Below are 19,852 nucleotides of genomic sequence, written 5' to 3'. Positions count from 1 at the left end.
ATGGTGCTGATATCCGGCTTCTTCTTGATGATGCCGATTTCAAGCAGGAGGTCGGCGGCTTCATCGGAGAATTTGGCTGGGGCGCTGCCCCACCACCGCCCCAGGGCCCGCTGAACCGGCCGGGAGACGGCTGGGACGGCTGCGCACTTTGGGAACTGCCGAAGATCGACCCCAGCAAGCCACCCGACTGTTGCGGCGGCGGCGGCGCATTCTGCAAATCCTTCACCTGCGCTTCCAGGGCCTGGATACGCTCGTTGCAAGCATTCAGGCCATGTTCCTGGACGATGACGGCCTGAGCCAGGAGATAGGGGGCCGAGGGCTGGCTCTTGATCTGTTCCAGAATGAAGCGCTCGGCTTCCGGGTCCCGGGGCGTATCGGCCGCCTGCCTTGTACGGTCAAAGAGGCCACTGAGAAGTTTCTGTTCATCGGCATTCATTTTCACTCACCTCCTTCTAGGGGAAGCGTGATCTCGATCCAGATTCATGGCATTTAGATGGCCTTAACAAAATGTAATTTTGCAGCCGCAGCGGCCTTCCCGGCAATGTTTTTAGCCGCATAAATGGCTGTGGCCGCCGGAATAGCCGAAGCGCTCGCGTTCACGCCATCCGGCACTTCGTTCCCTAGAACGAGTTGACAATCGGGCCGGTCTGCATCCGCGCGATCATCGTATGGGCGTGATAATGCATCGCGCATTTTATGGCATAGATCTGCATCACCACCGGCGAGCGGCGGCGCTTCAACATGCTCCATATCCGCCGGCGATAGGTGCGGCGCAATTCCCTGTCGGGAACCTGGCGCATCAGGCGCAGAAAGATACCAGCGGCTTCGAGCATCCATTCCGCATTGAGTTTTGCAAATTGCAAGGGATGGCGGCGCAAATGGCGCAGCCGCGTCCGCTCGGGTTCTATGCGTTCATCGAGATAAAGCGCGTCGAGCCGGTCGAAATAAGCCTGCGGCTTGTGAAGATCCTGCATGACGGCGAGATAGCCGTCGCGCAGTGCCTCGCGGCTGAGGTTGAGCGGAATGACATTGGTGCCAAATGGCTGCTGATCTTCGGGATCCAGCCGCCCCTCCTTGAGCAGCCGCGTGTAGAGCGGCGTCTTCGGTATGGCCGCCAGCATGCCGACCATCGCGTTGACAATCCGCGCTTCCTTAATGAAGGCGCGCTGCGCATCGAAAATCGAGGCATCGTCGCTGTCAAAGCCGAGGATCATGCCGCACCACACTTCCATGCCTGAACGCTGGATCATATGCACCTTTTCCAGCATGGTGGCGCCTTTGCGCACATTCTGCAGCTTTTTCGTCTCGCGCAGCGCCGCCTCGTTCGGGGTTTCAATGCCGATAAAGACCACGCGAATGTTGGTATCGACCATCAATTGCATCAGTTCGGGATCATCCGCCAGATCAATGGAGGCTTCGGTCACGAACGTCATGGGGTAATTGTGCGCGACCTGCCAGGCGATGACCTCACGCAAAACCTCCTTTATCGCCTTCTTGTTGCCAATGAGGTTGTCATCGACAATAAAGGCCGTGTCCATGCCCGTGGCCAGCAATGCCTCCACTTCGGCCAAAATCTGTCGACCCGTCTTGATACGGGGCTTGCGGCCAAAGACAACGATGATATCGCAGAACTCGCAGGTAAAGGGACAACCGCGCGAGAACTGGATGCTTCCCACCGCATAGTCGTCCATTTTCAGAAGGTCGAAACGCGGCACCGGAACCGTGCTCATATCGGTCTTGTCTGCCTGCTCATACCGGCGCGAATGCCGGTGTTCAGCCCATTCGGTCAGGAATTGCGGCCAGGTTTCTTCGGCTTCACCAATAAATGCCACATCAGCGAGATTGGCGAAATAGTTCTCCTGGACGGTGATCCATGGACCTCCGACCACGACAAAGCAGCCGCGCTTCTTCAACTCCGTGATGATTTCCTTCATGCGGAAGCGCTGCACGATCATGCCGGTTACCCCGACAATGTCGGCGCTGGCGCACAGGTCATAGTCGATGTCTTCAACGTTCTCATCGATGAGCGTGACCGTGTGTTCGGCAGGGGTCAGCGCTGCCAGCAAAGGCAGGCAGGCGACGGGAAGGTTGGCCTTTGCGTCAAATATGGGCAGGGCATGTTCCAGCCCCCAGTAAGACGCTTCAAAACGCGGATTAATCAGCACGATATGGGGCATTGCAGTCACCCTTTTGTTTGCTGTTAAAATGCTATGTGTCTGTCCCGTTTCCGCTTGCGAATGGCATGCCTGTCCCTGAGGCTGATCCCTGCGACGTCATCGCCTTGAGAAAAAACCTGTTCCCGCCTGTATACTCCCCAATATCCGTCAATGATATCTCCAACTCTCGGCCAAAATGTGATGCGGAGAACAGTAAATTCATTGCGGACTCAGCTCCGGACACCGCTCCTCTGACGCGTGAACCAGCGGATGCTGCCGGCAACCGCAAAAGCGAGCAGCGGCCACTCTGCCCAGAACGTCCCGCGCCAGGTAATAAGATTGATGGCAAGGAGGACGGAACCGACAATGGCCAGCAAGGCGACAAAACGGTCGAGGCGGGTGGTTCGCACCCATAGAAGAGCAGCAAGAGCCGCAATGGCCAGAAGCGGCCAGGCTGCCCAGAAATAGCCGTCCCATGTGAGAAAATTGATGGCGGCAAGCCCGGCGGCGATCGCGCCCAGCACACCGAGCCGTCCTCCCCTGAACGGCAACGGCTGCGCCTGTGCCCGGGTTTGGGCTCCGCGCAAACGGTCATGCAGCGGCGGCTGCCCGGATTGCGGCGCTCTTTGCGGTCGAAGCCCCTTGTCTTCGCCAATTCGCACGGCGTAGCTCGGGATACCGCCTTCAATGTTCTTGAGCGAAAGCTGGCCCAGATAATCAAACCCGACGGTCAGCTTGTTGCGGACCTGATCGAAAACCGTGCTGGAAATCACGATGCCGCCGGGAGGGGCCGAAGCCTGCAACCGCGCGGCAACATTCACCCCATCGCCATAGATATCGTCGCCTTCGGCAATGACATCCCCAAGATTGATGCCGATGCGGAAAAGCATGCGGGCATCGTTCAAACGTTTGGCGTTATAACCAGCGAGTTCGTTCTGTACATCGATCGCCGCACGCACCGCCTCGACGACGCTGGAAAACTCGGCGATGAGCCCATCGCCCCAGGTGTTGATGACCCGGCCGGCATGCGCTTCGATCAGCCGCTTCATCGCATCGCGGTACTGGTTGAGCGTATCGAGCGTCCGCTCTTCATCCGCCTGCATGAGACGGGTGTAGTCCTGGACATCCGCGGAGAAAATCGTGGTGAGCTTGCGGCGCGTTTCAGACATGGTTTTCATTTTCCCGGTTCCTGGCTCTGGCAAGAAATCCATCCGACGTGGGGCGGAGAATATAGCGTGTCGCTGAATGTGGGAAGCACCTGCCGGGGCAGGAGAACAAATATCGAGACCTGCCGTTCGGGCAGCGCATCGCAATAGGCTTGACATAGTATTTTTATTACTAGTATATATATAACTATGAAAACAATCAAACGCTCCCCGATCGCCCTCGCAATCCTTGCCATGCTGTATGAGGCACCCATGCATCCCTACCGCATGCAGCAGCTCATCAAGGAACGTGGCAAGGATGAGGTCATCAATGTCGCCCAGCGCGCCAGTCTCTATCAGACGGTCAACCGACTGGAACGGGAGGGTTTGATTGCCTCGCAGGGCGTCTCCCGCGATGAGAACCGGCCCGAACGCACCATCTATGAGCTTAGCCCGGCCGGGCGCGCAATCATGCTGCAATGGATGCGGGAAATCCTTTCCACGCCATCACAGGAATTCCCGGATTTTCCCGCGGCGATCTCGTTTCTGCCGCTGCTGACGCCCGACGATGCCCGGCAGCAACTCGAACAGCGCGCCGTCGCGCTGCAGGCGGAAATCGACCGGATCGACCAGAATTTACGCCATGCCAACGCGATGCCGGTACCCCGTCTCTTTCTCCTGGAAATGGAATATCTGAGCGCAACCTACGGCACGCAGCTTGCTTGGGTACGCGCCGTCATCGCCGACCTTCAGTCCGGCAAACTGACCTGGAGCGAAGCCTGGCTTCGCCAGATTGCAATGGAGCTTTCCCAGCCCAGCGAACACACGTCTTCCTAGCGAAAGGCCAAGACCATGAAAACGAATAGCTTGCAGGTGATTATCATCGGCGCAGGGACCGGAGGGCTTTGCCTTGCGCATGGTCTGAAGCGGGCCGGCATCGGCGTCCGGGTGTACGAACGTGACCACACGCGGCGCGACGGCCTGCATGGCTACCGCGTCGGCATCAGCCCCGCGGGAAGCCAGGCGCTCAAAAGCTGCCTGCCGCCTGAGCTTTTTGATCTCTTTGTTGCCACCTGCGCGCGGGCACCGCGCCATTTCAACATGCTGACGGAGAACATGTCCGAGCTGATATCCATGCCGGTCCCCGGCAGCGATGATCCGGTCGACAGCGAAAAATCGGTCAGCCGCATGACGCTGCGCCAAGTCCTGCTCACCGGGCTTGAGGATTGTGTCGTGTTCGGCAAGACATTCTCAAGCTACCGGAACAATGAAGACGGTACTGTCACCGTCGTCTTCGATGATGGCTCGGCGGACACAGGCGATGTGCTGGTCGGTGCCGATGGTGCCAACTCGCGCGTTCGCCAGCAACGCCTGCCCGACGCGCGCATGGAGGATACGGGCATCGTCTCCATCGGCGGCAAGGTTGCGCTCACACCCGAAACCAGAGCGCTTCTTCCGGACAAGGTTTTTCACGGCATATCGATGATCCTGGCACCGAAGGGCTATGGCGCCATTCTTCACGTCATGGAGTTCAAATGGGACAATGACGGTGTGAAGCACGGGGTTGGCGGCAATGACGCCGATCTGATTGCCGGATGGCCCGGACTGCTTTTCGACAACACCCGCGATTACGTCATGTGGGGTATCTGGGGTGCGCGCAAGAACCTGCCGGAGGACCCCGCTTCCCTCCCCGGCCCGGACCTTGCCAGGATCGCCGCAAAGATGACCCGGAACTGGCATCCCGACCTGCGCCGTCTGATTGCACTTTCCGATCCAACCACCATCTTTCGTGTCAATATCCGCACATCGGTGCCGGTTTCCCCGTGGCAGTCCTCGAACGTGACGCTGCTCGGCGATGCCATACACACGATGACGCCCGGGCGCGGCATTGGTGCCAACACTGCTCTTAGGGATGCCGCCCTGCTCTGCCGGCGGCTCACCGAGATACGCGGCGGTAGACCGCTGGTGGAGGCCCTGCACGCCTACGAAGCTGAAATGCTGGAATACAGCGCGCGGGCAGTGCTGGAATCACGCAAGCAGATGGACGCAAACGGCCTCAGCCACAGGCCCGTGCTCGGCCGCATCCAGCTGGCTGTCATGCGCGGCGCATTGCGCCTCATCAATGCCGTTCCAGCCCTCAAGCGCCGCATGGAGGACGCCGAAACCCGCCTGCGCAAAATCGACCACACGCATGAATTTACGGCCTAGGCCGGATCGCTTGCCGGGGATGGAGGCCAGCGCTTGAGCGCATCCATTCCCGCCTGCGTCAGGGCATAGACACCCCTGTCGACACGCTCGAACCATCCGTAGACATTGCCGCGCAATATCTGCGGAGCATTGGGGGCCACCGCGCGCAGATCGCGCGGCCGCAAGTGACCGCGCTGCAGCGCCTCGGCACAGGCAAGCGCCTGCTGGCGGTATGCCGTCATTATCGGCTCGCGGGAACCGCCGCCCGATGTCGGATCTCCCTTGCGGCGCCGGTGCTCCGCGACCAGCCGGGAGCGCTTGCGCGCATTGTTTCGCGGCATCGGCGCCGCCGGGCTGACAATGATGCTGACCACGCCGCCATCCGATACGCCCAGCATGCCGAAACCCAGCCGGCGGCAGAGGTCACGGAACCGGCGATCGCTTTCGCGCCCCTTGCCCCGCGCCGACATGCGCGCCGCAAGCCAGACTTCATCGCTGAAAGCCGCTCTGTTCACCGCCTGCAGGATAAGCTCGAGATTGAAACTGAGCTTGAGTTCGCAAATGACCACCAAAGGCGGTTCACCGTCACTTAGCGCGACGATGTCACAGCCGACAACCTCACCTTTGACGCTGTAGCCGGCCTCTTCAAGAAGGCCTTTGATCGGGAGATAGAGTGCAGTCTCCAAGGTGCATCCTTTGCCATACATGCCATCCCCCCGCGTTCGCAAAGCGACCGTGAGAGCGGGTGTCGCCCTATAGCATTTGAGCAGGCAGAGCGAAAAGGGTCAGACGACGGCAAGCTCCGTTTCCGGATCGAACAGGTGCACATTGCCCGGCGCGATAAAGAGTTCTGTCTTGCGGCCCTTGCTCACCCCGGGCCTGCCGCTATGGGCCGCCACCACCGGCTGGGAGGCTATGGATGCCGTCACGAATGTCATGCTGCCGGTGGACTCGACGGCGTCCACAACGACCTTGATCGCCAGGTCGCCTGTTTCGCGCGTGAAGGCAAGATGCTCCGGGCGCAGGCCGGCCAGCAAACGCCGGCCGGGAGCCAGTGTACGGTCGAGTGCAAGGGATTGAGCCTGATCCTGCTCCAGCATTAGCCTGTTGCCATCGGGCCCAACCATGACCGGAATGAAATTCATGGCGGGCGAACCGATAAATCCGGCAACGAACCTGTTGGCGGGCCGGTCGTAAAGATCAAGCGGGCTGCCCTGCTGTTCCACCACCCCGGCGCGCATGACAACGATATGGTCGGCCATCGTCATGGCCTCGACCTGATCATGCGTCACGTAGACCGATGTCGCCTGCAAGCGTTCGTGCAGCTTGCGGATCTCGCTGCGCATATGCACCCGCAGCGCCGCATCGAGGTTGGAAAGGGGCTCGTCGAAGAGAAACACCTTGGGGTTGCGCACGATGGCACGTCCCATGGCGACGCGCTGGCGCTGGCCGCCGGACAGGGCTTTCGGCAGCCGGTTAAGCAGGGCGCCAAGACCCAGCGTTTCCGCTGCCGCCCGCGTGCGTTCGGCAATCTCCTGCCGCGGGCGCCGCTTCAGGCGCATCGAATAATTCATGTTGTGCTCGACATCCATGTGCGGATAGAGCGCATAGGACTGGAACACCATCGCCACATCCCGCTCGCGCGGCGGCTTGCTGACAACACTTTCCCCGGCGATGCGCAGATCGCCAGAACTAGTCTTTTCGAGGCCAGCAAGGGTGCGCAGCAATGTCGACTTGCCGCAGCCGGACGGCCCGACCAGCGCAACGAAGGCACCCTGCTTGATGGCAATATTGATGTCCTTCAGCGCGTGAAACCCGCCATAATGCTTGTTCAGGTGGTCGATTTCGATCTGAAACATGGTTCACCTCATTTCAGCGCGCCAGCGGTCAGACCGCTGACGATGCGCCGTTGCAGCAGCATGAATACGAAAAGGATGGGTGTGACGTAGATGGCGGCATAGGTCATGATCCCGTTCCAGTCGCTGGCGTCCGGACCCATGAAGGTTTGCAGGCCGACCGTCGCCACCTGCAGCTCGTTCTTGGCAATCAGCGACCGGGCATAGACATATTCACCGAAGGATTGCAGGAAGATCAGCACCGAGGTGACGAGAATACCGTTGCGCGCCAAAGGCAGCATGATGTTGAAGAACGCGCCGATGCGCGAGGAGCCGTCAACGAGGGCTGCATCCTCCAGCTCGCGCGGCACCTGCACAAATGTGGCCCGGCACAGAACGATGTAAAGGGGCAGCATCTTGGCCGTCTGCGCCAGGATCACCGCCGCGCGCGGGCTGGCCAGAAGTCCGATCTGATTGAACATGACGAAGATCGGCGTCACCATCAGGGAGGACGGCAGCACCTGCATCATCAGGATGGCGAAGAGCGCCATGTCCATCCAGATATTGCGGACGCGCGAGAGAACATAGGCGCATCCCGTTCCCATGAACGTGACGAGAATGGTGACCCCAACCGCGATCAGCAGCGAATTCCAGATATACCGCCCCATGCCGCGGGCCTGCCACACCTCGACAAAACTCCACTGGGGGGCGGTTGGCCAGAATGTCGGCGGATACTGAAAGATCTCGGAACTGCCTTTGAAGGCGGTGAGATACATCCAGTACAACGGGAACAGGTAGATGGCCGTCATCACCAGACCGATAGCGAGGAGGATGTAGCGTTTCACCGGCTCTCTCCTCAGTAACTGTGTTCGTGGCGGGTGGAACGGACATAGACGGCTGCAACGACAATGACGAAAAGGATCATCATGACCGAAACCGCACTGCCCAGCGATATTTCATAGGTCTGGAACGACAATTGCCACGACCAGTATTGCGCGACATTGGAACTGTCGGCGGGCCCGCCCTGTGTCAGGGCCGCAATGAGATCGAACTGTTGCAGGGTGAAGATCACACCGAGTGAAATGACTGCGCCAAGCTGCGCCCGCATCAGCGGCAGCGTGATCGACCGGAAGCGTTCGAAAGGCCCAGCCCCGTCAAGTTCGGCGGCCTCGTAGACATCGCGCGGAATGGCAGCAAGACCAACGGAGAGCAGGATCATGTTGAAGGGAATGCCGAGCCACACATTGGCAATGATCACCGCATAGAGCGCCACATCGGGATCGGACAGCCAGAAGACGCGCTCACCGGCAATCCCAAGCGACATCAGCACATAATTGATGACACCGAAATCCCCGGCGAACAGCCATTTCCAGATCGCTCCGACCACCAGAGCCGGCATGATCCAGCCCGCCAGGAACAACCCGCGCAGATAGGTGGCTCCGGGGAAATCCTGCTGGAAAAACAGCGCAAGGCCAAAACCGATAGACAGTTGGAAGACAATTGACAGGACGACGAACTTGACGGTGTTCCACAGCACCGCCGTCGCAATCGGTTGCGATATCACATCATAGTAATTCTGCAGGCCGACGAAGGGGCGGCTGAATGAGGTGATCGTGAACATGTCCACCGTCTGCAGCGACATGATGATGTTGTAGACAATGGGAAATGCCGAAAATGCGATCAGATAAAGCAATGCCAGGCTGAGCAGCAGGATATCGAAGCCGCTGCCATCCCTGATGGTCCTGATGATGCCCTGCATAGTGCCCTCCCGCCCCATGTGGATTGTTGGCCTGTCCCCGCAGAACGAATGCGAGGACAGGATGCGGTCTACTTTTTCAGAACCACGTCAATCTGCTTCTGCGCCGCCGCCAGCGCCGTTTTCGGATCGCTCTTATGGGTCAGCGACGACTGAATGGCGGTGTAGATGGCCTTCGAGATTTTCGGCCATTCCGGATGCGGACCGCGATTGCGCGCATATTTCATGCTTTCCTCGAACACCGCGTAGATGGCCGGAATCTTGGGATTGTTGGATTGAATCCTCGCGGCAGGCAGAAAGCCGAAACGGTTCCAGACATCCGGCATCTTGCCGTAGAGAAACTCCAGCAGGATGAAGGCTTCCTTCGGGTGCTTGCTGTTGGCGAGAATGACATTGTCACCCTCGCCCAGGGCCGAAGCCCGGGTGGCGCCCTCATGCGGAACCGGCAGCAGTGCGGCGCGGAAATCGAACTTCGCTTCCTTGCTCATGCGCGGCAGCTCCCATGGCCCGGAGATCGCCATGGCCGCATTGCCGGCATTGAAGGTGCCGGTCGAGTCATATTGCCCCCGGATGAGCGTATCGGGCGAAGCCAGCTTTTCATCGAGCAGCTTGCTCCAGAACTGCAGGACTTTGACGCCGCCATCCGTATCCACCTTGTTGTAGTCGCCGCCCGCCATCTGCAGCCACGGCAGAAACTGGAACGTCCCCTCCTCCGTTGCCACGGCGGAAAAGGCCATCCCGTAAATGTTCTTTGCCGGATCGTTCAGCGCCTTGGCCGCGGCATAAAGCTCATCCCAGGTCCGCGGGGGCTTGTCAGGGTCAAGCCCCTTCGCCTTGAACATGTCCGCATTGTAGTAGAGCGCCAGCGTGTTGGCGCCGCGCGGAACGCCATAAATCTTGCCGTCCCACGTTACCGACGACAGCGGGCCCGGAAAAATATCGTCCTTCTTGATCACCTTCGATTCCGCCAGCATCGGCGAGAGATCAAGAAGCAGGCCGCGCGAGGCGAAGAGCGCCACTTCGGGATTGTCGATATAGGTGACATCAGGCGATTCACCGGTCGCGGTGGCGCGGGCAAGGTCGTTGACCATGTCGCGGAACTGCACGGTTTTGACGTTCAGTTTGATGTCCGGGTGCGCCTGCTCGAACTCGTCTTTCAGAAGATAGATATACTGATCCGGCCGGTCGATGGTCCAGATATCAAGCGTCACCGGCTCGGCATGCGCTGCCGTGCCGGACAGCATCAATGCGGCAGCGGCAATCCAATGCGAAATGCTCTTCATAGGCTTCCTCCTCATGTTGCTTGACGCTGGCAGCGTGCTTCTTGGCGGCACCTATACCTTCGTCGCGTTTGCTCTCCATTGTCACCGGAACGCCCGTCCGGATGCGGGCCCGCTCGGGGAAATCAGGGGTTGGCGATAAAATCACCGCCACGGCTGCGTTTGAGGTAATTCAGCGAATGCACCTGTCCGGTCATTTCCAGATCGTTGCGATAGACCGGATCGTGCCAACCCTCGATATCAATCGACCCAGACCAGCCGGCCAGGCGCAGTTCCGATATGACATCGGTCCAGTTGGTATCGCCGAATCCCGGCGAGCGCATGAACACGAACTTCTCCTTGCCGAAAATCCCGTGTTCACGAATGACCTCCCAGCGGATCGTGGCATCCTTGCCGTGAACGTGGAAAATCTTGGGCGCCCATTTGCGGATCTGCGGCAGGGGATCGATGAGATAGACCATCTGGTGACAGGGCTCCCACTCAAGCCCGAGATTATCGGCCGGCACTTCGTTGAAAATCATCTCCCATGCATCCGGCGTATGGGCAATGTTCCAGTCGCCGGTTGCCCAGTTGCCATCCATGGCGCAGTTCTCAAAGGCAAGTCTCACACCCTTGTCGGCCGCCCGGCGCGCGAGTTCGCCCCAGACTTTCTTGAACTGGGGCAGACTGTCTTCAATCCGCTTGCCGCGCACCCGGCCGGTGAACCCGGCAATGGTGGTGGCGCCGAAGAGATGGGCATTGTCGATCAATGCTTCCCAGCCTTTCAGCGTCTCACGATCAATATCGGTATCCTCCAGCGGATTGCCGAACATGCCGAGGGTCGAGATTGTCACATCGGCGTCGCCGATGGCATCCTTCAACTGCCCTGCGAGCGCCGGCAGGTCCTTGTTCATCACCTGCCAGAAGAACGGCTCGATGCTCTCGAAGCCATGCGGCAGGATGGTTTTGACATAGGCGGCAGGATCAGACGCATTGCCTCTGATCATGGTGCCGATGCGGATCGATTGTGCCGGATTGCTCATGCCAAATTCCTTCAGATCGTGATTTCAATGCGCCGTCCGCTTTCGGCGCTTTGAATCGCACCGAACACCATGGCGAGGCTTTTGATATTTTCGCTTCCGGCCGTTTCCGGCGCGTCACCGCCCCGGCTTGCCGCGATGAAATCGTGCATCACTCCGAGGTGACCGCCGATGCGGTGGGACGCATCAAGGGGAGGTATCTCGACGGCGGTCACCCCGGAGAACAGGCCATCCTTGCCGGAGGTGACGGCTTCGGCCCGTATGTCATCATGCCCGTCCCAGACGATCGTTCCCCTGCTGCCAACGATCCGCCAGCTGCTTTCCCAGCTGGTCCGCAGGCCGTCGGCGCACCAGCTGCCGCGATAGGTGAAGACTGCGCCATTGGTGAATTCGAAGATGGCGGCGGCTGAAGAACCCTGACTGTACCAGGAATTGCCCGGCTCCCACTCCCGCGCATAGACCGCGCTGGCGGCGTCCCCGGCAAGAAAGCGCGCCGCATCGAACGTGTGGATTGCCATGTCCAGGAACAGCACATGGCGCATTTCCTCGCGAAAACCACCGAAATGCGGCCCGAGAAAGAAATCACAATGCAGGCTGGTCACCTCGCCAATGACTCGGGAGGCAACAAGCTGACGGATGCGGCGGATCTGGGCGAGATAGCGCCTGTTCTGCACAACCGCATGGATACGCCCGGCCTTTCCTGCACGCCCGACAAGATCGCGCGCCTCGTCCATGGTTTCAGCCATCGGCTTTTCCGACAGCACGTGGCAGCCGGCATCAAGCCCGGCGGCCACGGTCGCATGGCGGGCGGCCGGAACGACGACGTCGAACAAAAGGTCAGGATTGGTCTTTGCCAGAACAGCGGAAAGATTGTCGGAGGCGATGGCCGCGGTGAGACCAAATTCTGCGATGCGCGCCTGCGCGCGCTCCTTCGCCAGATCGACAACACCGACAATTTCGATGTCACCCATGGTCCGGGCTGCCTCAAACCATGCTTTGCTCATGGCTCCGCAGCCGACTAAAACGGCACGCTGCATTGTCTCTCCTCCCAACGAAATTCACCAGAAACCGGCTAAATCGGTTGCAAATGTCTTCCGTAAACGTTTACGATTTCATATCGGCGAATTATTTTTGTCAATCCCCCTTTCGGTGTTTTAAGAATGAAAGGGCATCAGCGCCGAGTCGCACAGGGAGAAAAAGCGTGAGCATCCGGGACCTTGCCCGCCATCTCGACATTTCGATCGGAACAGTCTCCCGAGCCCTCAACGGGAAGGCTGACGTCAACCAGGAAACGCGCGAGCGTGTGCTTGAGGCGGCGAAGCAACTTGGCTATGTGCCAAACCAGTCCGGCCGCAGTCTCCGACAGGGTACCACCAACACGATCGGCTTCATGATTGAATCAACCATCGAGACGGTCGATACCGGCGGCAGCTTTTTCATGCCCGTGTTCGAAGGTGTCCAGTCGGTGTTCAGGCGCCATCACCTCGACCTTGTTGCACTTCTGTGCGGAACCGACGAAGAGCCTGCCGCCTATCTCAACCGTGTGGTTGCGCGTCGCTTCGTCGACGGTCTGATCATATCGGCAACCACACGCCACGACCCCCGCATCGATTTCCTGCTGGAACGCAAGATTCCCTTCATCACGCTGGGCCGCAGCGAAACAGCGGGTGACTACCCTTGGATTGACCTGGATTTCGAAGGTGTCGCCACGGCGGCGGTCCGGCGGCTTGCCGGGCTGGGTCACAGCCGCATAGCCATTGCCGTACCAGCCAGTGACATCAATCTCGGCTACATCTTTCTCGATGCCTACAAACAGGCGCTCGCCGCCAGCGGCATCGCCTTTGATCCGGCTTATGTGTTCCGGTCCCATGCCAATGAGGAGGGCGGTTACCAGATAGCAAGCGCGGTCCTTGCACAGGCGCAGATGCCGACAGCCATCATCCTCGTCAATGAAAACATGGCCCTCGGATTATACCGGCGCTTCTACGAGTCCGACATTCACCCCGGCCGCGACATTGCCGTCATCGGTTTCCGGGAAAGCACCCAGAGCCGGTTTCTGTCGCCCACGCTGACCTGTTTCAGGATTTCCCTGCGCGACCTTGGCATCAAGCTGGCGGAATCCCTGCTGTCAACCATGCCCGCTTATGAAGACCATTATCCGCAGGATAGGGTGCAGCTTGTCTGGCCGATGCAGCTGATCCCCGGCGAGAGCGACAGATCCTGATACACCACCTCGATGATTATCCCGCCGCAAAAGGAGGTGCGACGCACACTTTCGAGCGCGTCAGGAACCGCACTTCACGGCCATTATCCAGCGAAAACATGCCGCCGCGGCCCGGCACGACATCGATGATCAGCTCGGTATGTTTCCACACATCGTATTGGGAGGCGCTGATATAAACCGGTGCGCCGCCGATTTCGCCCAGGCAGACGTCGTGGTCGCCAACGATGAAGTCCCCTTGCGCGTAGCACATCGGCGACGAGCCGTCGCAACAGCCGCCCGACTGGTGAAACATGATCGGCCCGTATTCCGCCTGCAGCGTCCCAATGAGATCGAGAGCCGCTGCCGTGGCACTGACCTGGTTTTGCATGATGCCTCCCCAATGGTGATGCTGGCGGCACCACGCAGGCGCCGCCAGCTTTGCAAGGTCAGAGCGCTCAGAAGAACCCGAGCTTCTTCGGGCTGTAGCTCACCAGCATGTTCTTGGTCTGCTGATAGTGATCCAGCATCTTCAGGTGGTTTTCCCGGCCGATGCCCGACTGTTTGTATCCGCCGAATGCCGCATGCGCCGGATAGGCGTGGTAGCAGTTGGTCCAGACACGCCCTGCCTGAATGGCCCGGCCAAAGCGGTAGCAGGTGTTTGCATCCCGGCTCCATATGCCGGCACCAAGGCCATAGAGCGTATCATTGGCAATCGACAGCGCTTCGTCATTGTCCTTGAAGGTGGTGACCGAAACAACGGGCCCAAAGATTTCCTCCTGGAAAATGCGCATCCGGTTATGACCCTTGAACACCGTCGGCTTCACATAGAAACCGCCAGCGAGATCGCCGGCCAACGCGTTGCGCTCGCCGCCGGTCAGCACTTCCGCACCTTCCTGCTTGCCGATATCGATGTAGGACAGGATTTTTTCCAGCTGCTCGCTGGACGCCTGGGCGCCGATCATCGTGGCCGGATCAAGCGGGTCACCCTGGACGATTGCCTCGACACGCTTCAGCGCGCGTTCCATGAACTTGTCATAGATGGATTCATGGATGAGGGCACGGCTTGGGCAGGTGCAGACCTCGCCCTGATTGAGGGCAAACATGACGAAGCCTTCAATTGCCTTGTCGAAGAAATCATCATCCTCCGATGTCACATCCTTGAAGAAGATGTTGGGTGACTTGCCGCCCAGCTCCAAGGTCACCGGAATGAGATTCTGGCTGGCATACTGCATGATCAGGCGACCGGTTGTCGTCTCGCCGGTAAAGGCAATCTTGGCAATGCGCGGACTGGATGCAAGCGGCTTGCCTGCCTCGAGGCCGAAGCCGTTGACGATGTTCAGAACGCCCGGCGGCAGGAGATCCCCGATCAATTCGGCCAGCACCAGAATGGAAGCCGGTGTCTGTTCCGCGGGTTTCAGCACCACGCAATTGCCAGCGGCCAGTGCCGGCGCAAGTTTCCAGATCGCCATCAGGAGCGGGAAATTCCACGGGATGATCTGGCCGACAACACCGAGCGGCTCGTGGAAGTGATAGGCGACGGTATCATGGTCGATCTCGGAAATGCCGCCCTCCTGCGCCCGGACGACACCGGCAAAATAGCGCAAGTGATCAATTGCCAGGGGCAGGTCTGCGGCGGTGGTTTCGCGGATCGGCTTGCCGTTGTCCCAGGTTTCAGCCTGCGCCAGCAGCGTCAGATTGTCCTCCATGACCTGTGCGATCTTGTTGAGGATGACGCTGCGTTCGGCAACGCTGGTGCGGCCCCACGCGTCCTTGGCGGCATGGGCCGCGTCAAGCGCGGCCTCGACATCGCTCGCATCGGACCGGGCGATCTCGCACAGGACCTGGCCATTCACCGGCGAGGTATTGTCGAAATACCGCCCTGCCTTGGGCTCAACAAACTTGCCGCCAATGAAATTGCCGTAGCGTTTCTTGAAATTGGGTCGAATGGTGCGGTTGAATTCTACCTTGTTCATGGTGTTCCTCCCTGTTGCAGGGCCTGGCGCCGTGAAAACGCCGGAAAGGCCATCTGCACACTGATTGATACCGCCTCCTGCGGCCTGGAGAGGATCGCGCGCAGAGGTGCAGGTGTCATCCCGCAGGAACCATGCGGGCGAGCGCATTGTCTCACTTTTGAGACAATTGCCGGTGGCAATCAGCCAGTACGCCGCAGCGTCAGTGAATGCCGAGTTTCTTCAACTTGCGATGGAGAGTGGCGCGGCCCATACCCATCATCGTGGCGGCAAGCGAGATATTGCCATCGGCTTTGGCAAGCACGCGCTGGATGACGCTGCGCTCAGCCGCAGCAAATTCCTGCTCCACATCCATGCTTTGCCCCAGGAGGCTGGCAGCCGGCAGCGGCTTGCTCAAGGATTCATCGGTCAGACCCAGAACATGCCGGACAGTGCGGGACGCCCCGATGACAAGGTCGTCTTCGTCGACGGCAATCAGCGCGCTGGCACTGCGCTCATAGCTCACATCCGGCCCGAGCTTGGCGAGCATGATCCGCGCCTTGGGGAAGGCGAGGCGAAAATTTTCTGCTTCCACACGGCGCGCGGCATCAACGACAGCCATGGCGATCAGTTTGACGAAATCTTCCGTGAGGTCGTGACGCGCGGATGACACGTCAATGGCCGCCATCAGGCGCCCGCAATGATCGAATATGGGGGCAACCGTGCAGGACAAGGCCGTATTGCGGCTGCGGAAATGCTGATCCCGGTGAATTGTCAAAGCCCGCTGTTCGGCCAGGGCGGTCCCAATGCCGTTCGTGCCTTCGCGTTCCTCGCTCCACACGGCACCGGTCCACAGACCGATCTTGCAGAAGGTCGCATCGTCCGAAACGCTGCCGCGGCGGTCGACCGGCACCCCGTCCTTATCCGCCAGGAGCACGCAGCATCCGGCACCGCCAACGGCGGAATAGAGGCGATCCAGTGTGGCTTGGGCCGTGGTGATCAATGACCCCAGCCGTTCGCGGGCGTCCGTCAATTCGCGTTCGCTCAAAAAATCCGGCGGCGTCCCCTCCTCGGGATTCAATCCGTATAGGCGCATGGAGCGCCCCCAGGAGGCAACCAGCGCAGACTGTGCTGCAGCGCTTCCCAGAAGGGCGGACTGGATGTGTTCTGCATGCTGTCCATCGTAGCGCGAAGCCATCGGTCTCCTCCCAAAGTCCCGGCGTCCTCATGCTAGGGTAAGCTAGTTTGCTTTTCGGTCAAGGGTACGCCCTGGCGGATAAACCGGCACGCGGCGGCAATGGCCGCGTGCCGCGTTGTTTTCACCCTAGGACAGGTGATGCACCGTCTGAAGCCCATAGACCGGCGTCGGGATACCCTCCATGCGGGCCTTCAGCTGGAGTGACAGGTACTGCGAATAGTGGCGGGACTGGTGCAGATTTCCGCCATGGAACCACAGGGCCTGCTGCTGCGTCGGCTTCCACATATTGCGCTGTTCGCCTTCCCATGGGCCCGGGTCCTTCGTGGTATCCGAACCGAGCCCCCAGCATTTTCCGACCTTGTCGGCGACCTCGCGGGAGATCAGATCCGCCGCCCAGCCGTTCATCGAGCCGTAGCCCGTGGCGTAGACAATCAGATCCGCCGGAAGCTCCCGTCCGTCCTCCAGCACCACGCCGCCTTCGTTCAGCTCGCGGATATTCACGCCGCTGACCAGCTTGATCTTGCCGTCGGCGATGAGGTCGCAAGCGCCGACATCGATGTAATAGCCGGAGCCGCGGCGCAGATATTTCATGAACAGTCCGGAGTCGTCGTCACCGAAGTCCAGCATGAAGCCAACCTTTTCCAGCCGCTCGTAAAAGGCCGCATCCTTTTGGCGGATCTTGTCGTAAACCGGTTTCTGGAACTCATGCATGATGCGATAGGGCAACGAGGCAAAGATCAGATCGGCCTTGCGCGTGGTCATGCCGTTGGCGACGGCGCGTTCGGAATAAAGATCGCCGAGGCCGATGTCCATCAGGGAATCGGATTTGACGATGTGGGTCGAGGAACGCTGCAGCATGGTCACGTCAGCGCCCGCTTCCCACAGCGCTGCGCAGATATCGTGGGCGGAATTGTTGGACCCCACGACCACGACTTTCTTGCCCGCATAGGCTTCGGGGCCGGGGTGCTGGGACGAATGTTGCTGCTCGCCCTTGAATACGTCCATTCCCTTGAATTTCGGCCAGTTGGCTTTGCCGGACATGCCGGTTGCCAGGACAAGCTGTTTCGGGCGCAGCATGATTTCCTTGCCGTCGCGCTCGACGATGACGGTCCATTCACCCCGCGCGTCGTCATAATGTGCCGATTTGCAGACCGTGGAACTCCAGTAATTCAGCTCCATCACTTTCGTGTACATCTCGAGCCAGTCGCCAATCTTGTCCTTGGGGGCAAAGACCGGCCAGTTATCGGGGAACGGGATGTAGGGCAGATGGTCGTACCAGACCGGATCGTGCAGGCACAAAGACTTGTAGCGTTTGCGCCAGCTGTCCCCCGGACGCTCGTTCTTTTCGATGATGATGGTTGGCACGCCAAGCTGCCGCAAACGGGCCCCGAGGGCGATGCCGCCCTGCCCGCCGCCAACGATGACGCAATAGGGCTGGACGGAATAGCCAAGCTCAGCCGCTTCCGCCTCACGCCTTTCCTTCCAGCTCTTCCGTCCGGGTTCGCTGCCGTGCTGTGCCCCCATGGGCCGTAGAAAACCCTTCGGTTCCTCATGTCCCTTCAATTCGGACATGGTCGTCAGCAGCGACCATATGCGGCCGTTCCTGAGGCGGATGTGCCCGTATCCGCGCGCCGTGCCGGTATCAAATTCGATCCAGCCCTGGGTGACACCGTCCTCTTCGGTGGCCACTTCCTTCATGTCCTGCCGCAGGTCATGCGGCTTGATGCGCGCCAGCTGTTCGGTCAGCATGGCGCGGATCTGGTCATGGCCTTCAAGGGTCTTCAGGTTCCACGTGAACGTGACAAGATCACGCCAGTAGCAATCCTCCTGAAACAGGTTGACTGCCGCTTCAATATCGCCGTTCGCGAAAGCCTTTTCGAGCTTCCCGAGTACTGTTTCAATCTTCTGGTGGGGGCTGTCGTCAAGCATGAAATCTCCTCCATTCTGCCTGCCAATCGTATGAACTCTGTAAGATCGGATGCGGGCTCCTCCAGCCCGCCTGACCTATGACGTCAAATCGATCAAAATCTTGAGATGTTTTCCCGCGGGATCGAGAAGGGTATCGAAACCCTCCGTTACCGCCTCATCCAAAGTGATCCGCTTGGTAACGACCTTATGCGCAGGCAAGAGGCCTGAACTGATCAGCCTGATGACCCGCGGCCAATAATGCGTCGGGTAGGCCCACGACCCGCGGATATCGATGTCCTTGAAAGTAACCTGGAACCAGTCGAGCGGATTTTCATGCGGATGAAGCCCCGTCTGCACCACCACCCCCTGCTTGCGGACGGCATCGGTACAGGCTTTCAAGGCGTGCTCGTTGCCCACGCATTCAATGGCCACATCGCAACCGACGCCGCCTTCGGTCCTCGACCGGACGATGTCGCCGACCAGTTCGCGCTTCGGGTTGATGGTGATCAAATCCGGCAGGATGCTGACGGCCAGTTCCAGACGCGTATCGTTGATATCGGAGAGGAACAATTGGGCGGCACCGGCAGCCCTGGCTGCAAGCAGTGTCAACACACCAATCGGACCCGCGCCGGTCACAAGGACACTGCTTCCCGCTGTCACCCCGCCGCGATCACAGGCATAAACCGCCACGGCCGCCGGTTCGACCAGCGCCGCTTCCTCGTCGGTCATTTCATCCGGGATGCGCTGCACATTGTATTCATTCAGCAGCGCATATTCCGCCATGCCGCCGGATTGCCAGCTCAACCCCGCCAGGGCCAAATCCGTACTCAGGTGGAAAAGACCCCGATCGGCAAAATAATCGCCGGACCGCGGCATGATCAAAGGCTGGACCGAAATCCGGTCACCCGGTTTAACCGACGTCACCCCCGCGCCGACTGCTTCAACAACACCGCCGAATTCATGTCCCAAAATCTGCGGACCCTTGGCCCCGGTGAAGGGATGCGGCTCTACCGGGATAAAGATAGGCCCGGACACATATTCGTGCAGATCCGTTCCGCAAATGCCGACAAACCGGTTGCGGATCAGTACCTGCCCGGCCTGCAGGGCCGGCGAAGGCGCATCAATATCTTCAAGACGAAGGTCTTTCGCCGCATGAAAACGCAGTGCTTTCATTCATTCCTCCCGGCCCTGCTCGCGGCAGTGCCTGTCTGTTGGT

Annotated in this window: 18 protein-coding genes; 3 read left to right on the top strand and 15 right to left on the bottom strand. The window is 59.6% G+C overall.

Annotation, left to right across the window (positions count from 1 at the left end; translation table 11 throughout):
- From ACTJJ7_RS24230 to ACTJJ7_RS24220, 3 genes are all read right to left on the bottom strand, one after another.
- Positions 1-436: DUF2076 domain-containing protein (locus ACTJJ7_RS24230; RefSeq protein WP_440969101.1), on the bottom strand; the 436-nt coding region annotated here is incomplete at its 3' end.
- Positions 437-620: 184 nt separating this feature from the next.
- The gene (locus ACTJJ7_RS24225; RefSeq protein WP_105735252.1) at positions 621-2,177 is read right to left on the bottom strand and encodes a DUF4070 domain-containing protein; all 1,557 of its coding nucleotides are present in this window, start codon (positions 2,175-2,177) and stop codon (positions 621-623) included.
- 209 nt (positions 2,178-2,386) lie between these two features.
- Positions 2,387-3,325, bottom strand: coding sequence for an adenylate/guanylate cyclase domain-containing protein (locus ACTJJ7_RS24220; protein WP_130272346.1), 939 nt, complete (start codon positions 3,323-3,325; stop codon positions 2,387-2,389).
- Positions 3,326-3,511: 186 nt separating this feature from the next.
- Between ACTJJ7_RS24220 and ACTJJ7_RS24215 the strand changes: the two genes are divergently transcribed.
- Entirely contained in the window at positions 3,512-4,138 is a 627-nt protein-coding gene (locus ACTJJ7_RS24215; RefSeq protein ID WP_440969100.1) for a PadR family transcriptional regulator, read from the top strand.
- A gap of 15 nt (positions 4,139-4,153) precedes the next feature.
- Entirely contained in the window at positions 4,154-5,509 is a 1,356-nt protein-coding gene (locus ACTJJ7_RS24210; protein WP_440969099.1) for an FAD-dependent oxidoreductase, read from the top strand.
- Here the strand turns inward: ACTJJ7_RS24210 and ACTJJ7_RS24205 are convergent.
- The 7 genes from ACTJJ7_RS24205 to ACTJJ7_RS24175 all read right to left on the bottom strand — a co-directional run bounded on the left by ACTJJ7_RS24205 (position 5,506) and on the right by ACTJJ7_RS24175 (position 12,415).
- Positions 5,506-6,174, bottom strand: a complete 669-nt coding sequence (locus ACTJJ7_RS24205; protein WP_440969098.1) for a DUF2161 domain-containing phosphodiesterase — start codon at positions 6,172-6,174, stop codon at positions 5,506-5,508. The two genes, ACTJJ7_RS24210 and ACTJJ7_RS24205, sit on opposite strands and share 4 nt — an antisense overlap.
- 99 nt (positions 6,175-6,273) lie before the next feature.
- A complete protein-coding gene (locus ACTJJ7_RS24200; protein ID WP_440969097.1) occupies positions 6,274-7,347 on the bottom strand; it encodes an ABC transporter ATP-binding protein in 1,074 nt (357 codons plus the stop codon).
- An 8-nt stretch (positions 7,348-7,355) separates the two neighbouring features.
- Positions 7,356-8,132 (bottom strand): carbohydrate ABC transporter permease, encoded by a 777-nt coding sequence (locus tag ACTJJ7_RS24195; RefSeq protein ID WP_440969102.1) that lies wholly within the window; start codon positions 8,130-8,132, stop codon positions 7,356-7,358.
- Between the two features lie 47 nt (positions 8,133-8,179).
- Positions 8,180-9,082: a carbohydrate ABC transporter permease gene (locus ACTJJ7_RS24190; RefSeq protein WP_440969096.1), complete on the bottom strand. Its 903-nt coding sequence runs from the start codon at positions 9,080-9,082 to the stop codon at positions 8,180-8,182.
- A gap of 68 nt (positions 9,083-9,150) precedes the next feature.
- Positions 9,151-10,362: an ABC transporter substrate-binding protein gene (locus ACTJJ7_RS24185; protein WP_130272294.1), complete on the bottom strand. Its 1,212-nt coding sequence runs from the start codon at positions 10,360-10,362 to the stop codon at positions 9,151-9,153.
- 122 nt (positions 10,363-10,484) lie between these two features.
- A complete protein-coding gene (locus ACTJJ7_RS24180; RefSeq protein WP_440969095.1) occupies positions 10,485-11,381 on the bottom strand; it encodes a sugar phosphate isomerase/epimerase family protein in 897 nt (298 codons plus the stop codon).
- Positions 11,382-11,392: 11 nt separating this feature from the next.
- Positions 11,393-12,415 carry a Gfo/Idh/MocA family protein gene (locus ACTJJ7_RS24175; RefSeq protein ID WP_440969094.1) on the bottom strand — a complete coding sequence of 341 codons (1,023 nt, stop codon included), beginning with the start codon at positions 12,413-12,415 and terminating at the stop codon, positions 11,393-11,395.
- A 164-nt stretch (positions 12,416-12,579) separates the two neighbouring features.
- Here ACTJJ7_RS24175 and ACTJJ7_RS24170 point away from each other — a divergent pair, with 164 nt between their 5' ends.
- Positions 12,580-13,602, top strand: coding sequence for a LacI family DNA-binding transcriptional regulator (locus tag ACTJJ7_RS24170; protein ID WP_440969093.1), 1,023 nt, complete (start codon positions 12,580-12,582; stop codon positions 13,600-13,602).
- A gap of 16 nt (positions 13,603-13,618) precedes the next feature.
- Here ACTJJ7_RS24170 and ACTJJ7_RS24165 read toward each other — a convergent pair whose 3' ends face one another.
- The 5 genes from ACTJJ7_RS24165 to ACTJJ7_RS24145 all read right to left on the bottom strand — a co-directional run bounded on the left by ACTJJ7_RS24165 (position 13,619) and on the right by ACTJJ7_RS24145 (position 19,809).
- Positions 13,619-13,969, bottom strand: a complete 351-nt coding sequence (locus ACTJJ7_RS24165; protein WP_440969092.1) for a DUF779 domain-containing protein — start codon at positions 13,967-13,969, stop codon at positions 13,619-13,621.
- 67 nt (positions 13,970-14,036) lie between these two features.
- Entirely contained in the window at positions 14,037-15,554 is a 1,518-nt protein-coding gene (gene adh, locus ACTJJ7_RS24160) for an aldehyde dehydrogenase (protein WP_440969091.1), read from the bottom strand.
- 199 nt (positions 15,555-15,753) lie between these two features.
- Positions 15,754-16,728, bottom strand: a complete 975-nt coding sequence (locus ACTJJ7_RS24155) for a GAF domain-containing protein (protein WP_105735264.1) — start codon at positions 16,726-16,728, stop codon at positions 15,754-15,756.
- A gap of 126 nt (positions 16,729-16,854) precedes the next feature.
- On the bottom strand, positions 16,855-18,657 hold the full coding sequence (locus ACTJJ7_RS24150) for an NAD(P)/FAD-dependent oxidoreductase (protein WP_105735265.1): 1,803 nt from the start codon (positions 18,655-18,657) through the stop codon (positions 16,855-16,857).
- 75 nt (positions 18,658-18,732) lie between these two features.
- Positions 18,733-19,809 carry a 2,3-butanediol dehydrogenase gene (locus tag ACTJJ7_RS24145; RefSeq protein WP_440969090.1) on the bottom strand — a complete coding sequence of 359 codons (1,077 nt, stop codon included), beginning with the start codon at positions 19,807-19,809 and terminating at the stop codon, positions 18,733-18,735.
- Between the last annotated feature and the right edge of the window lie 43 nt (positions 19,810-19,852).

It is taken from the genome of Phyllobacterium sp. 22229 (assembly GCF_052056495.1).
Lineage (GTDB): Bacteria > Pseudomonadota > Alphaproteobacteria > Rhizobiales > Rhizobiaceae > Phyllobacterium > Phyllobacterium myrsinacearum.
This window is presented reverse-complemented; position numbering and strand designations above follow the sequence as displayed.

Bases quoted from the DNA above. Each gene is read 5' to 3' on its own strand.
- ACTJJ7_RS24190 (WP_440969096.1), bottom strand. From the start codon at position 9,082: ATGCAGGGCATCATCAGGACCATCAGGGATGGCAGCGGCTTCGATATC.
- ACTJJ7_RS24200 (WP_440969097.1), bottom strand. From the start codon at position 7,347: ATGTTTCAGATCGAAATCGACCACCTGAACAAGCATTATGGCGGGTTT.
- ACTJJ7_RS24150 (WP_105735265.1), bottom strand. From the start codon at position 18,657: ATGCTTGACGACAGCCCCCACCAGAAGATTGAAACAGTACTCGGGAAG.
- ACTJJ7_RS24215 (WP_440969100.1), top strand. From the start codon at position 3,512: ATGAAAACAATCAAACGCTCCCCGATCGCCCTCGCAATCCTTGCCATG.
- ACTJJ7_RS24145 (WP_440969090.1), bottom strand. From the start codon at position 19,809: ATGAAAGCACTGCGTTTTCATGCGGCGAAAGACCTTCGTCTTGAAGAT.
- ACTJJ7_RS24195 (WP_440969102.1), bottom strand. From the start codon at position 8,132: ATGACGGCCATCTACCTGTTCCCGTTGTACTGGATGTATCTCACCGCC.
- ACTJJ7_RS24225 (WP_105735252.1), bottom strand. From the start codon at position 2,177: ATGCCCCATATCGTGCTGATTAATCCGCGTTTTGAAGCGTCTTACTGG.
- ACTJJ7_RS24155 (WP_105735264.1), bottom strand. From the start codon at position 16,728: ATGGCTTCGCGCTACGATGGACAGCATGCAGAACACATCCAGTCCGCC.
- ACTJJ7_RS24165 (WP_440969092.1), bottom strand. From the start codon at position 13,969: ATGCAAAACCAGGTCAGTGCCACGGCAGCGGCTCTCGATCTCATTGGG.
- ACTJJ7_RS24180 (WP_440969095.1), bottom strand. From the start codon at position 11,381: ATGAGCAATCCGGCACAATCGATCCGCATCGGCACCATGATCAGAGGC.
- ACTJJ7_RS24220 (WP_130272346.1), bottom strand. From the start codon at position 3,325: ATGTCTGAAACGCGCCGCAAGCTCACCACGATTTTCTCCGCGGATGTC.
- adh (WP_440969091.1), bottom strand. From the start codon at position 15,554: ATGAACAAGGTAGAATTCAACCGCACCATTCGACCCAATTTCAAGAAA.
- ACTJJ7_RS24210 (WP_440969099.1), top strand. From the start codon at position 4,154: ATGAAAACGAATAGCTTGCAGGTGATTATCATCGGCGCAGGGACCGGA.
- ACTJJ7_RS24185 (WP_130272294.1), bottom strand. From the start codon at position 10,362: ATGAAGAGCATTTCGCATTGGATTGCCGCTGCCGCATTGATGCTGTCC.
- ACTJJ7_RS24175 (WP_440969094.1), bottom strand. From the start codon at position 12,415: ATGCAGCGTGCCGTTTTAGTCGGCTGCGGAGCCATGAGCAAAGCATGG.